Source organism: Patulibacter ginsengiterrae (genome assembly GCF_056269115.1).
On record NZ_JBWDOG010000002.1, the window covers coordinates 584,813 to 602,830 of the forward strand.

General features: G+C 74.1%; 14 protein-coding genes. 6 read left to right on the top strand and 8 right to left on the bottom strand.

Annotated features, from left to right (window positions below):
* Positions 1 to 11: 11 nt before the first annotated feature.
* Positions 12 to 2,615: an InlB B-repeat-containing protein gene (locus ACVUH9_RS06085; protein ID WP_475754941.1), complete on the bottom strand. Its 2,604-nt coding sequence runs from the start codon at positions 2,613 to 2,615 to the stop codon at positions 12 to 14.
* A gap of 175 nt (positions 2,616 to 2,790) precedes the next feature.
* Between ACVUH9_RS06085 and ACVUH9_RS06090 the strand changes: the two genes are divergently transcribed.
* From ACVUH9_RS06090 to ACVUH9_RS06105, 4 genes are all read left to right on the top strand, one after another.
* Complete coding sequence (locus ACVUH9_RS06090) at positions 2,791 to 4,698, top strand: metal ABC transporter solute-binding protein, Zn/Mn family (RefSeq protein ID WP_475754943.1); 1,908 nt, start codon at positions 2,791 to 2,793, stop codon at positions 4,696 to 4,698.
* 14 nt (positions 4,699 to 4,712) lie between these two features.
* Positions 4,713 to 5,558 carry a metal ABC transporter ATP-binding protein gene (locus tag ACVUH9_RS06095; protein WP_475754945.1) on the top strand — a complete coding sequence of 282 codons (846 nt, stop codon included), beginning with the start codon at positions 4,713 to 4,715 and terminating at the stop codon, positions 5,556 to 5,558.
* Positions 5,555 to 6,439 carry a metal ABC transporter permease gene (locus ACVUH9_RS06100; protein ID WP_475754947.1) on the top strand — a complete coding sequence of 295 codons (885 nt, stop codon included), beginning with the start codon at positions 5,555 to 5,557 and terminating at the stop codon, positions 6,437 to 6,439. The genes ACVUH9_RS06095 and ACVUH9_RS06100 overlap by 4 nt, the downstream gene beginning before the upstream one ends.
* Positions 6,440 to 6,598: 159 nt before the next feature.
* Complete coding sequence (locus tag ACVUH9_RS06105; RefSeq protein ID WP_475754949.1) at positions 6,599 to 8,008, top strand: trypsin-like serine protease; 1,410 nt, start codon at positions 6,599 to 6,601, stop codon at positions 8,006 to 8,008.
* Positions 8,009 to 8,035: 27 nt separating this feature from the next.
* Here ACVUH9_RS06105 and zigA read toward each other — a convergent pair whose 3' ends face one another.
* The 6 genes from zigA to ACVUH9_RS06135 form a co-directional block, all read right to left on the bottom strand.
* Positions 8,036 to 9,322: a zinc metallochaperone GTPase ZigA gene (zigA, locus tag ACVUH9_RS06110; protein WP_475754951.1), complete on the bottom strand. Its 1,287-nt coding sequence runs from the start codon at positions 9,320 to 9,322 to the stop codon at positions 8,036 to 8,038.
* Positions 9,323 to 9,430: 108 nt separating this feature from the next.
* A complete protein-coding gene (locus ACVUH9_RS06115) occupies positions 9,431 to 10,930 on the bottom strand; it encodes an MFS transporter (protein ID WP_475754953.1) in 1,500 nt (499 codons plus the stop codon).
* Positions 10,931 to 11,012: 82 nt separating this feature from the next.
* Entirely contained in the window at positions 11,013 to 11,540 is a 528-nt protein-coding gene (locus ACVUH9_RS06120; protein ID WP_475754954.1) for a CYTH domain-containing protein, read from the bottom strand.
* 63 nt (positions 11,541 to 11,603) lie between these two features.
* Entirely contained in the window at positions 11,604 to 11,984 is a 381-nt protein-coding gene (locus tag ACVUH9_RS06125; protein ID WP_475754956.1) for a hypothetical protein, read from the bottom strand.
* Positions 11,985 to 12,176: 192 nt separating this feature from the next.
* Positions 12,177 to 13,388, bottom strand: coding sequence for an acyl-CoA dehydrogenase family protein (locus ACVUH9_RS06130; RefSeq protein ID WP_475754958.1), 1,212 nt, complete (start codon positions 13,386 to 13,388; stop codon positions 12,177 to 12,179).
* A 14-nt stretch (positions 13,389 to 13,402) separates the two neighbouring features.
* A complete protein-coding gene (locus ACVUH9_RS06135) occupies positions 13,403 to 14,740 on the bottom strand; it encodes an acyl-CoA dehydrogenase family protein (protein ID WP_475755084.1) in 1,338 nt (445 codons plus the stop codon).
* Between the two features lie 275 nt (positions 14,741 to 15,015).
* On the opposite strand from ACVUH9_RS06135, the gene pepT reads away from it, so the two are divergent.
* A complete protein-coding gene (pepT, locus tag ACVUH9_RS06140) occupies positions 15,016 to 16,344 on the top strand; it encodes a peptidase T (protein WP_475754960.1) in 1,329 nt (442 codons plus the stop codon).
* Positions 16,345 to 16,492: 148 nt separating this feature from the next.
* Positions 16,493 to 17,326: an SDR family oxidoreductase gene (locus tag ACVUH9_RS06145; protein WP_475754962.1), complete on the top strand. Its 834-nt coding sequence runs from the start codon at positions 16,493 to 16,495 to the stop codon at positions 17,324 to 17,326.
* Between the two features lie 86 nt (positions 17,327 to 17,412).
* Here the strand turns inward: ACVUH9_RS06145 and ACVUH9_RS06150 are convergent, their stop codons facing one another.
* Positions 17,413 to 17,988, bottom strand: coding sequence for a GNAT family N-acetyltransferase (locus ACVUH9_RS06150; RefSeq protein WP_475754964.1), 576 nt, complete (start codon positions 17,986 to 17,988; stop codon positions 17,413 to 17,415).
* Positions 17,989 to 18,018: the final 30 nt, after the last annotated feature.

The window sequence follows — 18,018 nt, forward strand, 5'->3', positions numbered from 1 at the left end:
GTCGATCCCGCTCAACGCGTGACCCGGATCGCCTTCGTGGTCGTCGTCGCCGTGTTGCCGGCCTTGTCGGTCGCGATCAGCTTCAGCCGGTACAGCCCCGGCTTCAGCGCCCGCCGCCCGAACTGGGGGCTGATCGTGGCGGTGGTGCGGCCGGCGAGCAGGCGCAGCGTCCGCTTGACCGGCAGCGTCGCGTAGCGCTGGCACTGCTGCTTCCTGGCGACCGCCTTCGGCTTGCGAGCGACGGCGCAGCGGGCCGTCCTGCCCTTGCCGAGCTTCTTGCCGATCCGGCGCTCGAGCACGTAGACGTCGACCTTCGACGGCTGGGTCAGGCTGAGCTGGAGCCGGGCCTGGGTCGCCTCGCGGCGCTTGCGCTTCTTGGTCGCCTTGCGCAGCAGGGTCCAGCGGGCCGGGTTGACCGAGACCTTGCTCATCACGACCGGCGGCGGCGGGATCTCGCCGAAGGCGGCGGTCACCGACTGCGCTGCCTGGAGCCCGATCGAGCAGGTCGGCGCGGCCCCGGCGAAGGCGCAGGCACCCGACCAGCCGTCGAACCGCGAGCCAGCGGACGGGCTGGCGGTGAGGGTGACGATGCGCCCGCCGCCGTACTGCTGCGTGCAGTCGGTGCCGCAGTCGATCCCGGGCGGGTTGCTGGTGACGACGCCGCGGGTCGCGCCGCCGACCAGCGAGACGCTCAGCTGCTGGGTCACGGGCGGCGCGGTCCCGGGCGCGTCGAACCGCTGGATCCGGTTGTTGCCGGCATCGGCGACCAGCAGCGTCTGGCCGTCGCGGCTGAGCGCGAGGTTGGCCGGGTCGACGACCTGGCCGGTACCGGCGCCCTCGCTGGCGATCGTCTCCCAGACGTAGTCGGTCCCCGTGGGGGTTCCGCGGACGACGCGGGCGGCGCCGGGCGTCGCGGTCGCCGCCTCGGCCACGTAGAGCGTCCCGTCCCCGGCGACCGCGAGTCCCTGCGGGTGGTCCCAGGCGGTCGCACCGGGCGGCGGCGGGACCTTCGCGCCGGAGGCGACGTTGACGACGCTGGTCGCGGTCGCCGCATAGGCGGTCCCGTCGGCGCCGACGGCGACCGCTGACGGACGCTTGATCCCGGTCTTGACCGTGCTCAGCGAACCGTCGGGCAGGACCCGCTGGATCGTGCTCTGGCCGTAGTTGGCGATGTAGACGCTGCCGTCGGGTGCGCTCGCCAGGCCGCGCGGGCGGGTGGCGGGGACCGAGCGGACCGCCTGGCCGTCCGGCGTGTACTCGACGACGCGGTTGTTGTACGTGTCGGCGACCCAGGCGTTGCCGGCCCCGTCGTAGGCGACCGCGCTGGGGATCAGCAGCTGGCCGAGCAGCCCACCCGGGGTCGCGAAGCCGTGGGCCGTGCTGATCTTGCCGAACTGACCGTCGAAGGTCCCGTCGGGGCTGAACATCGCGATCCGGTAGTCGAAGCTGTCGGCGACGGCGATCCCGCCGTCGGGCCGGAACGCGACCCCGCGGGCGCGGGTGACGTGGCCCGGGCCGCGCCCGGCGATCCCCCAGGCGGCGGTCACCTGGCCGTCGAACGAGAGCCGCTGGATCCGGTTGTTGGCGGTGTCGGCGACGTAGACGCCACCGGCGGGGTCGGTCGGGCTGCTGGCAACGGCACGGACGATCGAGAACATGCCGACCCGGTAGCCGTTGCCGCCGTAGGTCCCGAGGTAGCCGAGGCCCTTGGCGTCGTAGACGTTGACCCGACCGTTGAGGTTGTCGGCGACGTACAGCTGGTTGGGCTGGCGGGCGTCGACGGCGACGTCGTAGGGGGCGCGGAACTGGCCCTGGCCGCCACCGAAGCTGCCGACCTCCCCGACCTTCGCCAGGGTGGTCGGGTGCAGGACGACGACCCGGTGGTTCTGGTTGTCGGGGACGTAGACCTTGTCGCCCTTGGGGCTCACCGTCACGCCCTGCGGACGCTTCAGCTGGACCAGCGAGCTGTTGCTCGCCCGCGGCGGGCCGTAGGGCTGGAGCGAGGACGAGCCGACCGCGAAGCGGGCGATCCGGTCGTTGCCGCTGTCGGCGACGTAGACGGTGATCGTCGCACCGGGCGAGGGCTGGAAGACGCCGATCCCGCCGGCGACGATCCCGCTGTCGGGGCGGAAGTCGGTGCTCTTGAGCTTCAGCTCCGAGCTGTCGCCGAAGCCACCCAGGTAGCGCCCGTCGGCGGTCGAGAAGACCTGCACGCGGTCGTTCTCGCTGTCGAGCACGAAGACGTGGCCGCTGCGGTCGACCGCGACCCCGCCGACGACCCCGAGCCGTCCGGGCTCGCCGCGCTCGGCGCGGCCGGCGAAGGCGAAGCGGAACCCGCCGTTGGCGTCGAACGCCTGGATCACGCCGCTGTACTGGTCGCCGACGAAGACGCCGCCGGTGGTCGGGTCGACCGCGACCGCCTGCGGGAAGCGGAAGACCCCGGCCCCTGGCTCGCCGACGATCGTCGGGGTCAGGGGTGGACCGGCCTGGGCGGTGGCGGCGGTCCCGCCGACCGTGCCCCCGACGGAGACGGTGGCCACGGCGACGATCGCGAGCGCGCGCCACGATCGACGGCGGTCTCGGCGGCGGACGGTCCGGGACGGTGACGAGCGCATCGCTCCCCATGGTGCCGGTCGGCGTGTCCGAACGCGCCGTTCGCGGGGTGCACGCAAGCGATCGCCCAGCCGCGGGCCCGGAGTGGTGCCGCCCGCCACCACCCTGATGGTGTTGAGACTCGGTCTCATGTAATCTCTTCCGCGGACACCGTCCCTGCCCCACCGCCGCCGCCCGATGCTCGATCCCTTCTCCCTCCCCTTCGTCCAACACGGACTCTGGGAGGTCCTCCTGCTCTCCGCCGGCGCCGGCATCCTCGGGACCTGGATCGTCCTCCGCGGGCTCGCGTTCTACGCCCACGGCGTCGCCGCGGCGACCTTCCCCGGACTCGTGCTCGCCGACGGGCTCGCCTTCGCCGCCCCGCTCGGGGCGCTCGCCGCGGCACTCCTGTTCGCCGCCGCGATCGGCCGGCTCGCCGCCCGCGACGACGGCCGCGACGGCAACGACCACGGGACCCTCACCGCGATGGTCCTGGTCGGCTCGCTGACGATCGGCGTGATCCTCGCCAGCGACGTCTTCCCGGCCGGCACGAACGTCAACACGCTGCTGTTCGGCAGCCTGCTGGTGATCTCCGACCGCGACCTCGTGATCGCCGGGGCCGTCAGCGTCGCCGTGATCGTCGCGACCGTGGTCCTCGGGTCCCGCTGGCTGGCGCTCGGCTTCGACCGTCCCGGCGCCCGCGCGCTCGGCGTTCGCGCCGGGCTGCCCGACGCGGTCCTGCTCGTCCTGATCGCGCTCGTCGCCGTCGCCGCGCTGTCGGCGGTCGGCTCGCTGCTCGCCGCCGCTCTGATGGTGATCCCCGCCGCGACCATCCGCCCGTGGATCTCGCGGATGGCCCCGTGGCAGCTGGCGACCGTCGCCCTGACCGCCGTCGAGGGCACCGCCGGGCTCTGGCTCTCCGCTCGTACCAACGCTCCCCCCGGAGCCACCATCGCCGTTCTGGCAGGAATCGTGTTCACCATCAGCCTCCTCACCAACGCCGGCGTCCGTCGCCGTCGCGACCGCAGCGACCACGGCGGGCGGGCTTCGCGCTCGCGCGGGAAGACGGCAGCGCTGGCCGTGCTCGCGCTCGCCGGCCTCGGCATCGCCGGCTGCGGCTCCTCGTCGTCCGGGGACTCCGGCGACCGGATCCCCGTCGTGGCCACCACCACCCAGCTAGCCGACATCGTCCGCGAGGTCGGTGGCGACGCCGTCGACGTCCACCAGATCCTCCAGCCCAACACCGATCCCCACGAGTACGAGCCGCGCCCGAAGGACGTCATCCGGACCGCCGACGCGAAGGTCGTGTTCGCCTCCGGCGACGGCCTCGACGAGTGGATCGGCGACGTCATCGAGCAGGGCGGCGGCTCGCCGGCCCGGGTCGTCGTCGGCGAGCAGGTGCCGACGCGGCTGGCCGGCGACGGCGAGCACGAGGGTCACGACCACGGCGAGGCCGGGCACGACGAAGCGGGCCACGAGCACGAGCACGGCCACGACGAGGCCGCCCACGAGGACGAGGCCGGCCACGACCACGGCGACTCGGCCTACGACCCCCACTGGTGGCACGACCCGACCAACGTCGCCGCCGCCGTGCCGATGATCCGCGACGCGCTGGTCAAGGCCGACCCCAGCGCCAAGGCCGCGATCGACCGCCGCGCCGACGCCTACCTGACCAAGGTCAAGGCCCTGAACGCCGGGATCGAGCGCTGCCTGGCGGCGGTCCCGAAGGCCGAGCGCAAGCTCGTCACCAGCCACGACGCGTTCGCCTACTTCGCCCACCGCTACGGGATCGACACGATCGGGGCCGTGATCCCGTCCCAGACGACCCAGGCCCAGCCCTCGGCCGGAGCGGTCGCCGACCTCGCCGCGCTGGTGCGGAAGGAAGGCGTCACGGCGATCTTCCCCGAGTCGTCCGTCAACCCGAAGCTGGCCGAGGCGCTGGCGAAGGAGACCGGGGCGACCGCGAACCTCAAGCTGTACGGCGATACCCTCGGTCCTGCCGGCAGTGACGGCGCGACCTACCTCGGGATGGAGCAGCACAACGCCGACGCGGTCGTCCGGGGCTTCACCGGCGGCAAGCTCGGCTGCCGGATCGCCGGCCTGTGAGGACCGTGACCGCCGTGACCGACCCGCTCTCGCCCACCCCCTCCGCAACGCCCGGCGCCGCGCCCGAAGCGACCGCGCCGACCACCGCCGCGCCGACCGCGACCGCGACCGCGTCGGCACCGGCCCTGCTCGAGCTCGACGGCGTGACCGCCGGCTACGAGGCCGCCCCCGCCCTGCGCGACGTCAGCTTCACCGCCCGAGCCGGGGACCGGATCGCGATCCTCGGCCCCAACGGCGGCGGCAAGACCACGCTGTTCCGGGTGATCCTCCAGGAGCTGGCCGTGCGCAGCGGCCGGCTGGCGTTGCACGACGAGGTCGCGATCGTCCCCCAGACCGAGCGCTCGCGACTCGACTTCCCGGTCACCGCGCTCGACGTCGTCCTGATGGGCACGATCGCCCGCCGCCCGTGGTGGCGTGGCCCGGGCCACGCCGAGCGCGACCACGCGCGCACCGCGCTCCGCGCCGTCGGGCTCGAGGATCGCGCCGGCGTCAGCTTCGGCGCGCTCTCCGGCGGCCAGCGCCAGCGGGTGCTCGTCGCCCGCGCGCTCGTCCGCGACGCCCGGGTCCTGCTGCTCGACGAGCCGTTCACCGGCCTCGACAGCGCCAGCAGCGACCGTCTCCACCATCTGATCGACGAGCTGGCCGCGGCCGGCCACGTGCTCCTGATCGCCACCCACGACGTCGGCCAGGCGCGTGGCTGGGACCAGGTCCTGTGCCTCAACCGGGCCCAGGTCGCGTTCGGTCCGCCGGCGACGACGTTGACCTCCGACGTGCTCCACCGGACCTACGGCGAGAGCCTGGTGCCGCTCGGCAGCGACGGCGACCACGTCGCCGTGATCTGCGACCACCACCACGGATGACGGCTACCGTCCTCGCCGCGGGCGTGCTCGATGCCCTGGCCGATCCGTGGGACTCGGAGATCATGCTGCGGGCGCTACTCGAGGTGCTCCTGCTGGGGATCGCCGGTGGCCTGCTCGGCTGCTGGATCGTCTTCCACAGCCTCAGCTACAGCGCCGAGGCGCTGCCCCACGCGATGTTCCCGGGCCTCGTCGGGGCCGCGCTGCTCGGCGGGACGGGCGGGCTCCTCATCCTCGGAGGGGCGGTCGGGCTGCTCGCGGCGGCGCTCCTGATCGCGGCCAGCGCCCGGATCCCGACGCTCGACCGCGACACGTCGATCTCGGTCGTCTTCACCTCGATGTTCGGGCTCGGGGTGCTGATGGCGCTCTCGCCCGACTCGCCCCCCGGGATCTCCGACCTGCTGTTCGGGGACGTGCTCGGCCTGACGAACGGCGACGTCGCGGTCGCCGCGGCGCTCACGCTGGTGGTCGTCGTCGCCCTCCGGATCCTGCACCCGCGGCTGCTGGCGACCGCCTTCGACCGCCAGGCGGCCCGCTCGTTCGGGGTCCGTCCGGGCGTCGTCGACGTGCTGCTGGTCGTCCTGATCGCGATCGCGACGTTGATCTGCGTCCAGGCGCTCGGCAACCTCTTCGTGGCCGCGACGCTGGTGGCCCCGGCCGCTGGCGCCCGCCTGCTCGGGCGCCGGGTCGCGCCGACGATGGCGATCGCCGTGGCGATCGCGATCGGCTCCGGGATCGCCGGCCTCTACCTCTCGTACTACGCCCATAGCGCCGCCGGCGCCTCGATCGCCGGGGTCACGGTCGCGGTCTACCTGGTGATGCTCGCGGTGGTCCGGAGTCGCGAGCTCGTGCGCGCGCGCCGCGCGACCGCCGTCGCCTCGTAGGCCCGGCGGCGCAAAACCCCGGGGTGCCTCCCGGTCGCGGCGGAGCCACCGGTCTGCTGGGCTGACGGGATCGCCGCGCGCCGCTCCCTGTCCCTGCCCCTGCTCGCCGTAGCCGTCGGCCTCGCCCTCGGCCTGCTGCCGGCTGCGACCGCGACGGCGGTGATCAACGGCTCCCCGGCGGCGTCGGCCGGGTCGACGGTCTACCTCTCGACGACCGGCTGCACCGGCACCCTGATCACCCCCTCGGTGGTGCTGACCGCAGCCCACTGCGTGAACGACGCCCAGCCCGGTCCGGGGGTCCGCCAGCGGATCGTGATCGGTCGCACCAACCGCAGCGCCGAAGGCACCGGCGAGGTCCACCTCGCGGTCCGCTGGACGCGCTCCCCGCTGCGGTCCGGCTCGACCCACGACGTCGCCTTCGTCGACCTCGGCCGCGAGAGCAGCGCGCCGGTCGCGACGCTCGGCTTCAGCGACCCTGCCGTCGGCTCGACGGCCACGATCCGCGGCTTCGGCACGACGGTCTTCGGCGGCGAGGGCTCGCCGCTGCTGCTGACCGCCCCCGTGACGATGGCGACCTGCCCGGCAGCCTCCGCCGTCGACGAGGTCTGCTCGAAGCGGTTCGTGCCGAGCGACGCCGGGCCGTGCAACGGCGACTCCGGCGGACCGCTGTCGGTCGCGGGGGTCGTCGTCGGCGTGATCCGGGGCGGCACCAACAGCTGCTCGTTGCACGGGACCTACGCGTCGCTCGCCCAGAACGCCGCCTTCGTCGACACCGCCCGCGGCTCGCGACTCAGCGGCCGCGTGTTCGACGCAACCGACGTCCAGCAGCGGATCGCCTCCGGCGCACCGCCGGACGATGCCCGCTCGGCCGAGGCGCTGGCCGGGGCCACGATCGAGGTCCGGCGCCAGGACGGCAGCCTCGCCCGCACCGGCACGGCCGCCGCCGACGGCTCGTTCGTGCTGCCGCTGCCGGTCGGCGTCTACGACCTCCAGGCCTCCGCACCGGGCTACCTGACCCGGACCGTCGAGGACTTCGACGTCAACCGGGCGCGCGCCTTCGACGCGGGCCTGACCCCGCTCCCGCCGCTGCCGAATCCGCCGACCCCGATCGTCCCGACCACGCCGACGCCGCCAGGGACGTCGCCCCCCGGAACGACCGCGCCGGGGACGTCGCCGCTGCCCGCCAAGCCCGGCGGAGCGACCGGCGGGGCGAGCGGCTCCGGTGGCGACACCGGAGCGACCGGGCCACGGGCCAGCGTCCGCCTGCTCTCCGCCGTCCGCAGGCCGGGAGGCCGGATCGCGATCCGGGTGCGGGTCCGCCCGGTCGGCTCCGGACGGACCACGGTCGGCGTCCGCGGTCGGCTGCCGGCGCGGAAGCGCGGCGGCCGCGCGCTCGACGCCGGCCACCGCAAGCTGACGCTCCGCCGCGCGGCCACGGTCATCGTCGTGCTGCGGCCGCCGACGGCCGCGGGCCGGCGGGCCGCCGTCGCCGGCGCACGGGTCCGGGTCGGCGTGAGCGTCGGGCCCCGCGACCTGCACGTCGCGACGCTCCGGATCCGCCGCCGCTGAGGCGGCCGGCCGCGGTCCCGCCCCGGCCTACGCCGCGATCCGCCGGTCGTCGTCGGCGTCCTCGCTCGCCGCGTGCCCGTGGCGGTGCAGCGCCTCGCTCCCCCAGCGCGGCCACGGGTCGGGCAGGGCGTACGCCGCCTCCGGCCCTGCGGCCAGCTCCGCGTCGGTCATCAGCGCCGCGTCGAGCCGCGCCACGAAGCCGTCGCGGTCGAGCCGCTGGCCGATGAAGACCAGCTCCTGGCGGCGATCGCCGAACTCCGGGTGCCAGTCGACCGCGAGCCGCTCGCGCAGGTCGTCGGGCCACTGCGCCTCCGGCTGGGTCGCCCACCAGGTGCCGACCGCGCCGAGGTTGAGGATCGCCCCCGCAGTCGACCACTCGCCGACGATCGCGGGCCGCTGGGCGAGCCAGAAGAACCCCTTCGAGCGGATCACGCCCGGCCACGCCTGATGGACCGCGTCCCACAGCCGTTGGGGGTGGAACGGCCGCCGCTGGCGGTAGACGAACGAGCCGATCCCGTACTCCTCGGTCTCCGGCTGCTCCTCGCCGCGGAGCACCTGCAGCCAACCGGCGTGCTCGGAGGCCGCGTCGAAGTCGAAGCGCCCGGTGTCGAGCAGCTCGTCGAGCGGCACGCGGCCGTGCGCAGCGCGGACGATCCGGGCACCGCCGTTGAGCTGGCGGATCGTGTGCTCGGTCGCCGCGATCCGGGCCTCGTCGACCAGGTCGACCTTGCTCAGCACGATCAGGTCGGCGAACTCGACCTGGTCGACGAGCAGGTCGACGACGGTCCGCTCGTCGCCTTCGCCGAGGCTCTCGCCGCGGGTGGCGACCTCGTCGACCGATCCGAGGTCGTCGAGGAAGCGGGCGGCGTCGACGACGGTCACCATCGTGTCGAGCCGGGCGACCGTCCCGAGGCTGGTGCCGTCCTCGTCCTCGAAGGTGAAGGTCTCGGCGACCGGCAGCGGCTCGCTGATCCCGGTCGACTCGATCACGAGGTGGTCGAAGCGGCCCTCGGCGGCCAGCCGGCCGACCTCGACCAGCAGGTCCTCGCGGAGGGTGCAGCAGATGCAGCCGTTGCTCATCTCGACCAGCCGCTCGTCGACGCGCGAGAGCGGCTGGCCGCCCTCCCCCTCGCCGCCGTGCTCGACCAGCGCCGCGTCGATGTTGACCTCGCTCATGTCGTTGACGATCACCGCGATCCGGCGGCCCTCGCGGTTGCCGAGCAGCTGGTTGAGGACGGTGGTCTTGCCGGCGCCGAGGAAGCCGGAGAGGACGGTGACCGGGAGCCGCCGGTCGTCAGTGCGGGAAGCAGGCATTCCCGCACTATATGAGATTGAGTCTCATTCTGCTTATCGTGGTCTCGCTGCGGTCGGTGGCGCCCCGGGGCCCAAGGCCGCCGGCCGGATGCCGCCCGGCGCGTTCTCCTACGCCTCCCCCTCCCGTGACGGCTCGCGGAAGCCCGACGCCGCACGTCGAGCGAGCACGACGACCGCCACCGTCGCCACCCCGGCCAACGCTGAGAGCGCGAGGCACAGGATCCGCAGCGCCGCGGTGAAGTCCTCCCCGGCCAGCTGGTCGCCGGCGATCGCCGCCAGCACCGCCCCGGCCGCCGCCAGCGCGACGGTCTCCGTCCCGAGCCTGGCGGTGTTGAAGAGGCCGGAGGCGGTTCCCGCCCGTTCCGGCGGGACGCTGCCGATCGCCATCCCGTCGAGCACCCCGGTCGAGAGCCCGACCCCGGCTCCGATCAGGAGGAACGGCGGCGCGAGCGTCGCGGCGGTGCTCCCGGGCCCGATCGTCACCAGCAGCAGCGCACCGGCGCCAGCGAGGGCCACCGAGCCCGCGACGAGCACCGTCGGGCGTCGTTCCGCGATCCGCGCCCCCAGGCTCGGCAGCGCGACCGTCGGCGCGGTCAGGACGAGCATCCAGAGGCCCGTGCGCCCCGCGTCGATCCCGACCACGTCGATCAGGTAGCCCGGCAGGTACACCAGCAGCGGCACCAGCACCCCCATCAGGGCACCCGCCGCCACCGCCAGCCCGCGGAAGCGGCGGTTGCCCAGCAGCTCGAGGTCGAAGAGCGGATCGCTCACCCCGCGCTCCACCCGCAGGCAGCCCGTCGCGAGCACCAGCGCGCCCAGCCCTGCCGCCACCACGGGAAGGCTCCCGAAGCCGCGCTCGGGCCCCTCGACCAGCGCGAAGACGAGCAGCAGCAGCGCACCGGTGAAGAGGCCGGCGCCGCGCCAGTCCAGCCGCCGGCCGGGCGTCCCGGGCGCCGTCGGCAGCGCGGGCGCGAGCAGCAGCGCGACCGCCGCGATCGCGGCCGGGACGGCGAAGACGGCGCGCCAGCCGAGCGTGTCGACGAGCAGTCCGCTGACCGTCGGGCCGAACGCCAGGCCGCCGCCGAGGACGGTGCCGAGCAGGCCGAACGCGCGAGCCCGGTCGCGGGCGTCGAACGTGGCCGCAAGCAGCGAGGACCCGCCGATCGTCGCGGCGGCCGCACCGGCGCCGGCGACCGCCCGCGCGACCGCCAACGTGGTCACGTCGCCGGCGAGGGCGCTGACGACGCCCCCGCCGCAGAAGAGCGCGACCCCGGCGGCGAAGATCCGCCGGCGCCCGAGCAGGTCGGCGAGCGAGCCCGCGAAGACCAGCAGGCTCGCGAAGAACGCGTTGTAGCCGGTGACGACCCATTGCGAGGCCGCCAGGCTCGCCTCGAGCTCGGAACGAATGCCCGGCAACGCGACCGAGGTGCCGGTGATCGTCAGCGGGAAGGTCACGGACGAGACGAGGACGGCGGTGAGCACCAGCCGTCGAGCGACCGGGCTCGTCGGGCCTCCCGGGCTACGGGAGCGACGACCGGGGCCGTCGGGGGATCGTTCGAGGACGCGCCGGACGAGCAGCAGCCGTCCGGCGAGGAAGTTGTTGGGCACTGAGCGCTCCGCGGGAGTCGTGGAGCCGGTGCGGCACAGCGGGCCGCGCCGGCGTGGGACGTCGGCGCGGCGGCGAGGAGGTCTACGAAGGGGTCACGCCGCCGCTAGAGGCGGCGGGACTTATCCGAGAGCGGCATCGGCCGATCGTACCCGGTGACCGCGGCGGAACGATCCCGACCGGTTCCGGACGGTGACCGGGAGCCGCCGGTCGTCGGTGCGGGAAGCAGGCATGCTGCGTCTTCTTCCGACCGAAGCGCGGCGAGCTGCGCGGCGTAGCCGCCGGCGCTTCGCCACGACCGTCCGGACCCCGAGCGCGGCCGACAGCGCCGCACGGGTCGGCCGGACCGTCATCGACCCCGATCACGCGGTAGCGGCTGAGCCGCTGCTCGGGGCGGTCCTCGCGCTCGAACTGGATCAGGTGCGGCGTGCCCGGGGTCTGCTCGCGCAGCTTCAGGCCGCCTTGCGCCACCGCGAAGTAGGTGTCGCGCTGGACGAGCACGCCGCGATCCTCCGCGCCGAGACTCCGGCAGACGGCCAGCGACCGCTCCGGCTCGGGGTCGATCGCCTTCAGCTCGACGTTGCGGCGGGCGGGGTCCGGCTGCGCGTCCATCGCCCCGACGCTATCCCCCGCGCCCGCAGACCGGCCGACCAGGTCAGCCGGGGTGGCGGACGCTCACCGCGACGGCGCGGTGACGACCGCTGCCGGGGCCGGGGCCGAAGCCGGGGCCGGGGCCGAAGCCGGGGCCGGGGCCGAAGCCGGGGCCGGGGCCGGGGCCGAAGCGGAGGCCGGGGCCGAAGCCGAGGTGTGAACCGGAGCCGAGGCCTGGGCCTGGCCCGAAGCCGAGACCGCGCCCGAGGCGGTGCTGCTCGCTGGTCCGTGCGCCGACGGCCCGAGCACACCCGCAGCAAGCACACCGGCGACCACGATCCCGCGGCCCACGACCTTGCGGACCCGTGCGCCGGCCATCCACGGGACGCGCGCCTCGAGGTAGAGCCGCATGCCCGAGGCCCCCGCCACCGCCGTCATCGCGCCTGCCGCGCACTGGACGCACATGCCGCGTACTCAAGCAGGTCGAGCAGGCGGACCCGGCGGACGGCTCGAGGAAGCCGAAGGCGCCGATGCTCGTTCTGCTCGAGGTTGACCACCGCATAGGTGGCAAACCTCGAAGAGAACGGGGCCGTGCTCGTTCTCCCCGAGGTTTGCCCCGTATGCGCGGCAAACCTCGAAGAGAACGCCTCCGCCCAGCTACCGCAGCTCGGCCGAGCTCTTGCCCAGCAGGTTGCGGGCGATGATCAGCAGCTGGATCTGCTGCGTGCCCTCGAAGATGTCGAGGATCTTCGCGTCGCGGGCCCACTTCTCCAACAGCTCGTCCTCGCCGTAGCCGACGGCGCCGCAGAGCTCGACGCACTTCAGCGCGATCTCGGTCGCGCCGCGGCCGGCCTTGGCCTTCGCCATCGAGGCGTTGACCGAGTTCGGCTTGCGGTTGTCGGCCATCCACGCGGCCTCCAGCGTCAGCAGCCGGAACGCCTCGTAGTCGGCCTCCAGCCGCAGCAGCTCCGCGACCGCACCGCTCTGGACGTGCGCGGGCCGGTCGTAGTCGATCTCGACGCCGGCCTCCTTGAGCAGCTCGAAGGTCCGCTCCAACGACGCCTTCGCCACCCCGACCGCCATCGCGGCGACCATCGGACGGGTGTTGTCGAAGGTCTGCATCACGCCGGCGAACGACTTCTTCGCGTCGACCTCGGGCGTGCCGAGCAGGTTCTCCTTCGGGATCCGGCAGTCGACCAGCGCGAACTGGGCGGTGTCGGAGCCGCGGATCCCGAGCTTGTGCTCCAGCCGGACCAGCTCCAGGCCCGGGTTGTCGCGCGGGACGATGAACGACTTGATCGCCGCCCGGCCCATGCTCGGATCGACCGAGGCCCAGACGACGACGACGTCGCAGCGCTCGCCGGAGGTGACGAAGATCTTGGTCCCGTTGAGGACGTACTCGCCGGCCTTCTCGTCGAGGATCGCAGTCGTCTTGACGGCGGCGGAGTCGGAGCCGAAGTCCGGCTCGGTGATCGCCATCGACGCCCACTTGTCGCCGAAGCGCGCCATCTGGTCGTCGTCGGCGACGGCGGCGATCGCCGCGTTGCCGAGCCCCTGACCGGGCATCGTCAGGACGAACGAGGTGTCGCCCCAGCAGGCCTCGGCGACCGACAGCACCGTCGAGATGTTGCCGCCGTTGATGTTGCCGGACTGCTTCTTGTTGGCGCGACCGCCGCTGGCGCTGACGCCACCGCCCGGATCGCCCTCGTTCATGCCCTCGAGCAGGGCGCGGAGCGTGTCGAGCTCCTTCGGGTAGGTGTGCTCGGCCCGGTCGTACTTGCGCGAGATCGGGCGGAACATCTCGGTCGAGACCTGGCGGGTCATGTCGACCAGGCCCTGGAACTTCTTGGGGTTCTCGAGATTGATCATGCGTATCTCCCCGCTCAGACGAGCAGTGTGCCTTCGATGATTCCGGCGGCCCGCAGATCGCGGTACCAGCGCTCGACCGGGTGGTCCTTGACGTACCCGTGGCCGCCCAGCAGCTGCACGCCCTGGGAGCCGATCTGCATGCCCTTCTCCGCCGTCAGCCGACGCGCGAGCGCGGCCTCGCGGCTGAAGCTCGCCGCCCGGTCGGCACGGCTGGCCGCCCGGTAGGTGACGAGCCGGATGCTCTCGGTCTCGATCGCGATGTCGGAGACCGCGAACGCGACGGCCTGGCGGTGGCTGATCGGCTCACCGAAGGCGACGCGCTCGTTGACGTACGGGATCACGTAGTCGAGGACGGCCTTGCAGGTGCCGGCGGCCAGCGCCGACCAGGCGATCCGGCTGAGGCCGATCGCTTCGCGGTAGACCTCCTCGCGGCCGCCGCCGAGCAGCGCGCCGGCCGGGACCTTGACGTCCTCCAGCACGAGCTTCGCCGTCGACGCGGCCCGCAGGCCCATCGCCGGGTCGGCCTCGGTCGAGAGCCCCTGCGACTTCGACTCGACGATGAAGAAGGCCGGAGCGGACGAGCGCCCGTTGGCGTTGCCGTTGAGGGCCGAGCCGTCGAGCTGCGCGGCGACGATGAACAGCTCCGCCTCCGCCGCCCGCGGGACCAGCGCCTTGACGCCGTTGAGGACGTAGCCGCCCTCGGCCTTGCGGGCCGTCGTGTGGAGCACGAACGGGTCGAACAGCGGACGCGGCTCGTGCACGGCGAAGGCCGCGGCCGGGACGTCGTCGCCGACGAACGCCGGCAGGTAGGTCGCCTGCTGGTCGGCGTCGCCCCAGAGACCGAGCGCGGTCGAGACCGCGGCCGGAGCGAGGGCGGCGACGGCGATGCTGAGGTCGCCGTGGGCGAGCGCCTCGGCGATCAGGACCGAGGTCACCGCCGAACGCTCCTCGACGGCGCCGCCCAGCTCCTCCGGCACGCCGAGCGTGGCCAGGCCCAGCTCGGACGCGGACTCCAGGAGGTCGGCCGGCGTCTTGTCGTCGTGGTCGGCCTGCTCGGCGACGGGACGGATCTCGGCCGCGGCGAACTCGCGCGCGGCGTCCTGGAGCATCTTCTGCTCGTCGCTCGGCGTGAGGTCGAAGAGGCCAGCGCTCTTCGACGCCGTCTCCGGCTTCAGCCGGCCCGGCGCCGAGCGCTTCTGGGTCGCGGCGAACGTGCGCCCGACCCGCCCCGCGGTCCGGAAGCTCGTGGCCGAGGCCCGCTTGAGAGCCCGGTTGGCGGGCTCACGGAGCCCGAGCCGATCGACCACGTCCAGACCCGCCAGGCGGGTCAGGGCACGAATGCCGTAGGCCATTCCTCGTTCTGTGACGGTCATATGCAGGGGGTGATTGCCTTCCGCGAAGCCGCGGTCGAGGTGGACGGTCGCGCACGAGCCGGCTGAACGCACAGTCTGGCTCTGATACGACCGGCGATTTCCTACCCAGAGTAGCAGCAGGTGGAACCGCCTGGACAGCCTATGCAAACGCGCGGCGGCCGGGGAGCTGGGGACGCTGGACTGACCACAATCCGTTTCCAAGCTGGCCGAAGCCGCCAACGAAAACCCTCCGCCCGCCGCGCTACGGTGCCCGTGTGCCTGCACCACCGGTCGTGCCCGCCTCCTACAGCTCGCCGCTCGCGGCCGAGCTCGCGCCCGGACTGCTGGAGCGGTTCGTCCGCTACGCCCGCGTCTCGACCCAGTCCTCGCGCGACGGCATCACCAGCCCCTCGACCGCCCGCCAGCTCGACCTCTCGCGGATCCTCGTCGACGAGCTGCTGGCGATCGGGCTCGAGGACGCCCACCTCGACGAGCACGGGTACGTCTACGCGACGCTGCCCGCGGCCGGCCATGGCGCCGACGACGCGCCGGCCGTGATCGGCCTGATCGCCCACGTCGACACCAGCCCGGATGCCCCGGGCGAGGGCGTCGAGCCGCTGGTCCACGCCGACTACGACGGCGGGGTGCTGGAGCTGCCGCGTGGTGGCACCAAGCTCGACCCGGCGTCGATGCCCGAGCTCGCCTCCCGGATCGGCCACGACCTGGTCAGCTCCAGCGGCGACACCCTGCTCGGCGCCGACGACAAGGCCGGCGTCGCCGAGATCGTCACCGCCCTCGCCCATCTCGCCGCCCACCCCGAGCTGCCGCGCCCGACCCTGCGGGTCTGCTTCACCCCCGACGAGGAGATCGGGCTCGGTGCCCACCGCTTCGACGTCGCCGGCTTCGGCGCGGTCGGCGCCTACACGATCGACGGCTCCGAGCCGGGCGAGCTCCAGGACGAGACCTTCTCGGCGGTCGAGGCGGTCGTGACGGTGCTCGGCCACGACGTGCACCCCGGCTTCGCGACCGGCAAGCTCGTCAACGCGACCCGCCTGGCGGCCGAGATCGTCGCCGGCCTGCCCGACGAGCTGACCCCCGAGCAGACCTCCGGCCGCGACGGCTTCATCCACGTCTACGAGACGTCGGGCGTCCCCGCTCGGGCCGAGATCCGCGCGATCCTCCGCGACTTCGACGACGAGCTGCTCGCCGGGCACCTCGCGCTCCTCCAGCGGACGGTCGACGCCGTCGCGGCCGCCGAGCCGCGGGCGGCCTTCGAGGTCCACGTCCACGAGCAGTACCCGAACATGCGCCGCTTCGTCGACGCCTTCCCCGCGATCACCGCCGCCGCCGAGCGCGCGATCCGGGCCGAGGGCCTCGAGCCGGTCCGCAACGCGATCCGCGGCGGCACCGACGGCTCGCAGCTGAGCGCCAAGGGCCTCCCGACGCCGAACATCTTCACCGGCGGCCACGAGTACCACTCGGTCCGCGAGTGGGCCTCGCTCCAGGAGATGGCGGCCGCGGCGGCAACGATCGTGCGGCTGGCCGCGGCCTGGACCGAGGACGACCTGCGGGCGGCGGCGGCCGAGCGGGTCGCCGCCGGCTGACCCAAGCCCGTCGGCCCGCGACCGACGAGGCGGCCGGGCGTGCAGGCCCCCGACCCCGTCCGCCAGCCATGCGGTCCCGGGGCGGACGCACGCCGTCGTCCGGCCCGCTCCTTCCCCGCCTGTGGCCGCGATCGGCGAGCATGCGGGCATGGAGCTCCGCGACCAGGTCGTCGTCGTCACCGGAGGCGCGTCGGGCATCGGCCGCGCACTCGCCGAGCGGTTCGCGGCCGAGGGCGCCCGGGGCGTGGTCGTCGCCGACCTCGACGGCCCCGGCGCGGCGGCGGTCGCCGCCGGAATCGGCCCAACGGCGCGCGGGATCCGCTGCGACGTCACCGCCCAGGACGACCTCGTGGCCGCGATCGCGCTCGCCGAGGAGGCCTTCGGCCCGGTCGACCTCTTCTGCGCCAACGCCGGCGTGGCGGTCGGCGTCGACGAGCAGACCGACGACGCGGTCTGGGACCTCGCGCTCGGGGTCAACGTCCGCGCCCACGTGCTCGCCGCCCGGCTGCTCGTTCCCGGCTGGCTGGAGCGCGGCTCCGGGTACTTCCTCTCGACCGCCTCCGCCGCCGGCCTGCTGACCCAGGTCGGCTCCGCCCCCTACGCCGTCTCGAAGCACGCCGCGGTCGCGTTCGCCGAGTGGCTGTCGGTCACCTACGGCGACCGCGGGATCGGCGTCAGCTGCCTCTGCCCGATGGGCGTCGACACCCCGCTGCTGCACGGCGTCGGGCACGATCCGGCGTCGGGCGCGGTCGTCGACCCCGACGACGATCCCTCCCCCGCGACCTCGGTCGTGAAGGCGGCCGGCGTCGTGCTCGCGCCCGACGCCGTCGCGGCGATCGTCGTCGACGGGCTCCGCGACGGGCGGTTCCTGATCCTGCCCCATCCGGAGGTCGGCGACTTCGTCCGCCGCAAGGCCGCCGACCACGACCGCTGGATCGCCGGGATGCGCCGGCTCCAGGCCCAGGTCGGCGGCGAGGCCTGACCTGCCACGCCCGGCGGGGACCGAGCGCCGTCGCGTTCTCCGACCGCGACCCGCCCCGCTGCGTCGGCCGGCAGCCGCCCCGCCCCTCAGGCCCCGACCGACCCCCGCAGCGCCTCGGCGGCCGGGTCATCGGCGAGCAGCGCCCAACGCTCATGGTCGCGCCAGACGCCCCCGATCCGCAGGTACCGCGGCGAGAAGCCCTCCTGACGGAAGCCGAGCCGGCGCGCCAACGCCAGCGAGCGGACGTTCTCCGGCTGGATGTTCGCCTCGACCCGGTGCAGCCCGAGCGGGCCGAACGCGTAGAGCAGCGCGAGCGCGACGCCCTCCGTCATGTACCCGTGGCCGGCGTGGGCAGCGACCGCGTTGTAGCCGACGTAGGCGCTGCAGAGCGGCCCGTGGAAGATCTGGCTGAGGTTGACCTGGCCGAGCAGCGCGCCGTCGTCGCGACGACAGACGAGGAAGGCCTCCAGCTCGGCCCCCTGCGCCCGCTCGAGGTAGGCCGCGAACGCCTCGGGCGTGGTCGGCAGCGTCGCCCACGGCGCGTGCAGCGCCCGGCTCGACTCCATCGCCGCGATGAAGCGGTCGGCGTCGGCGGGCTCCGGGGGCCGCAGCCGCACGCGGGACCCGGGAGCGACCGCCGGAGGGGAGTCGTCCTGCTGCACGTCGGCGATCGTACGGGACCGGAACGACGA

Bases quoted from the DNA above. Each gene is read 5' to 3' on its own strand.
- ACVUH9_RS06085 (WP_475754941.1), bottom strand. From the start codon at position 2,615: ATGCGCTCGTCACCGTCCCGGACCGTCCGCCGCCGAGACCGCCGTCGA.
- ACVUH9_RS06090 (WP_475754943.1), top strand. From the start codon at position 2,791: ATGCTCGATCCCTTCTCCCTCCCCTTCGTCCAACACGGACTCTGGGAG.
- ACVUH9_RS06100 (WP_475754947.1), top strand. From the start codon at position 5,555: ATGACGGCTACCGTCCTCGCCGCGGGCGTGCTCGATGCCCTGGCCGAT.
- zigA (WP_475754951.1), bottom strand. From the start codon at position 9,322: ATGCCTGCTTCCCGCACTGACGACCGGCGGCTCCCGGTCACCGTCCTC.
- ACVUH9_RS06120 (WP_475754954.1), bottom strand. From the start codon at position 11,540: ATGGACGCGCAGCCGGACCCCGCCCGCCGCAACGTCGAGCTGAAGGCG.
- ACVUH9_RS06125 (WP_475754956.1), bottom strand. From the start codon at position 11,984: ATGTGCGTCCAGTGCGCGGCAGGCGCGATGACGGCGGTGGCGGGGGCC.
- ACVUH9_RS06130 (WP_475754958.1), bottom strand. From the start codon at position 13,388: ATGATCAATCTCGAGAACCCCAAGAAGTTCCAGGGCCTGGTCGACATG.
- ACVUH9_RS06135 (WP_475755084.1), bottom strand. From the start codon at position 14,740: ATGGCCTACGGCATTCGTGCCCTGACCCGCCTGGCGGGTCTGGACGTG.
- ACVUH9_RS06145 (WP_475754962.1), top strand. From the start codon at position 16,493: ATGGAGCTCCGCGACCAGGTCGTCGTCGTCACCGGAGGCGCGTCGGGC.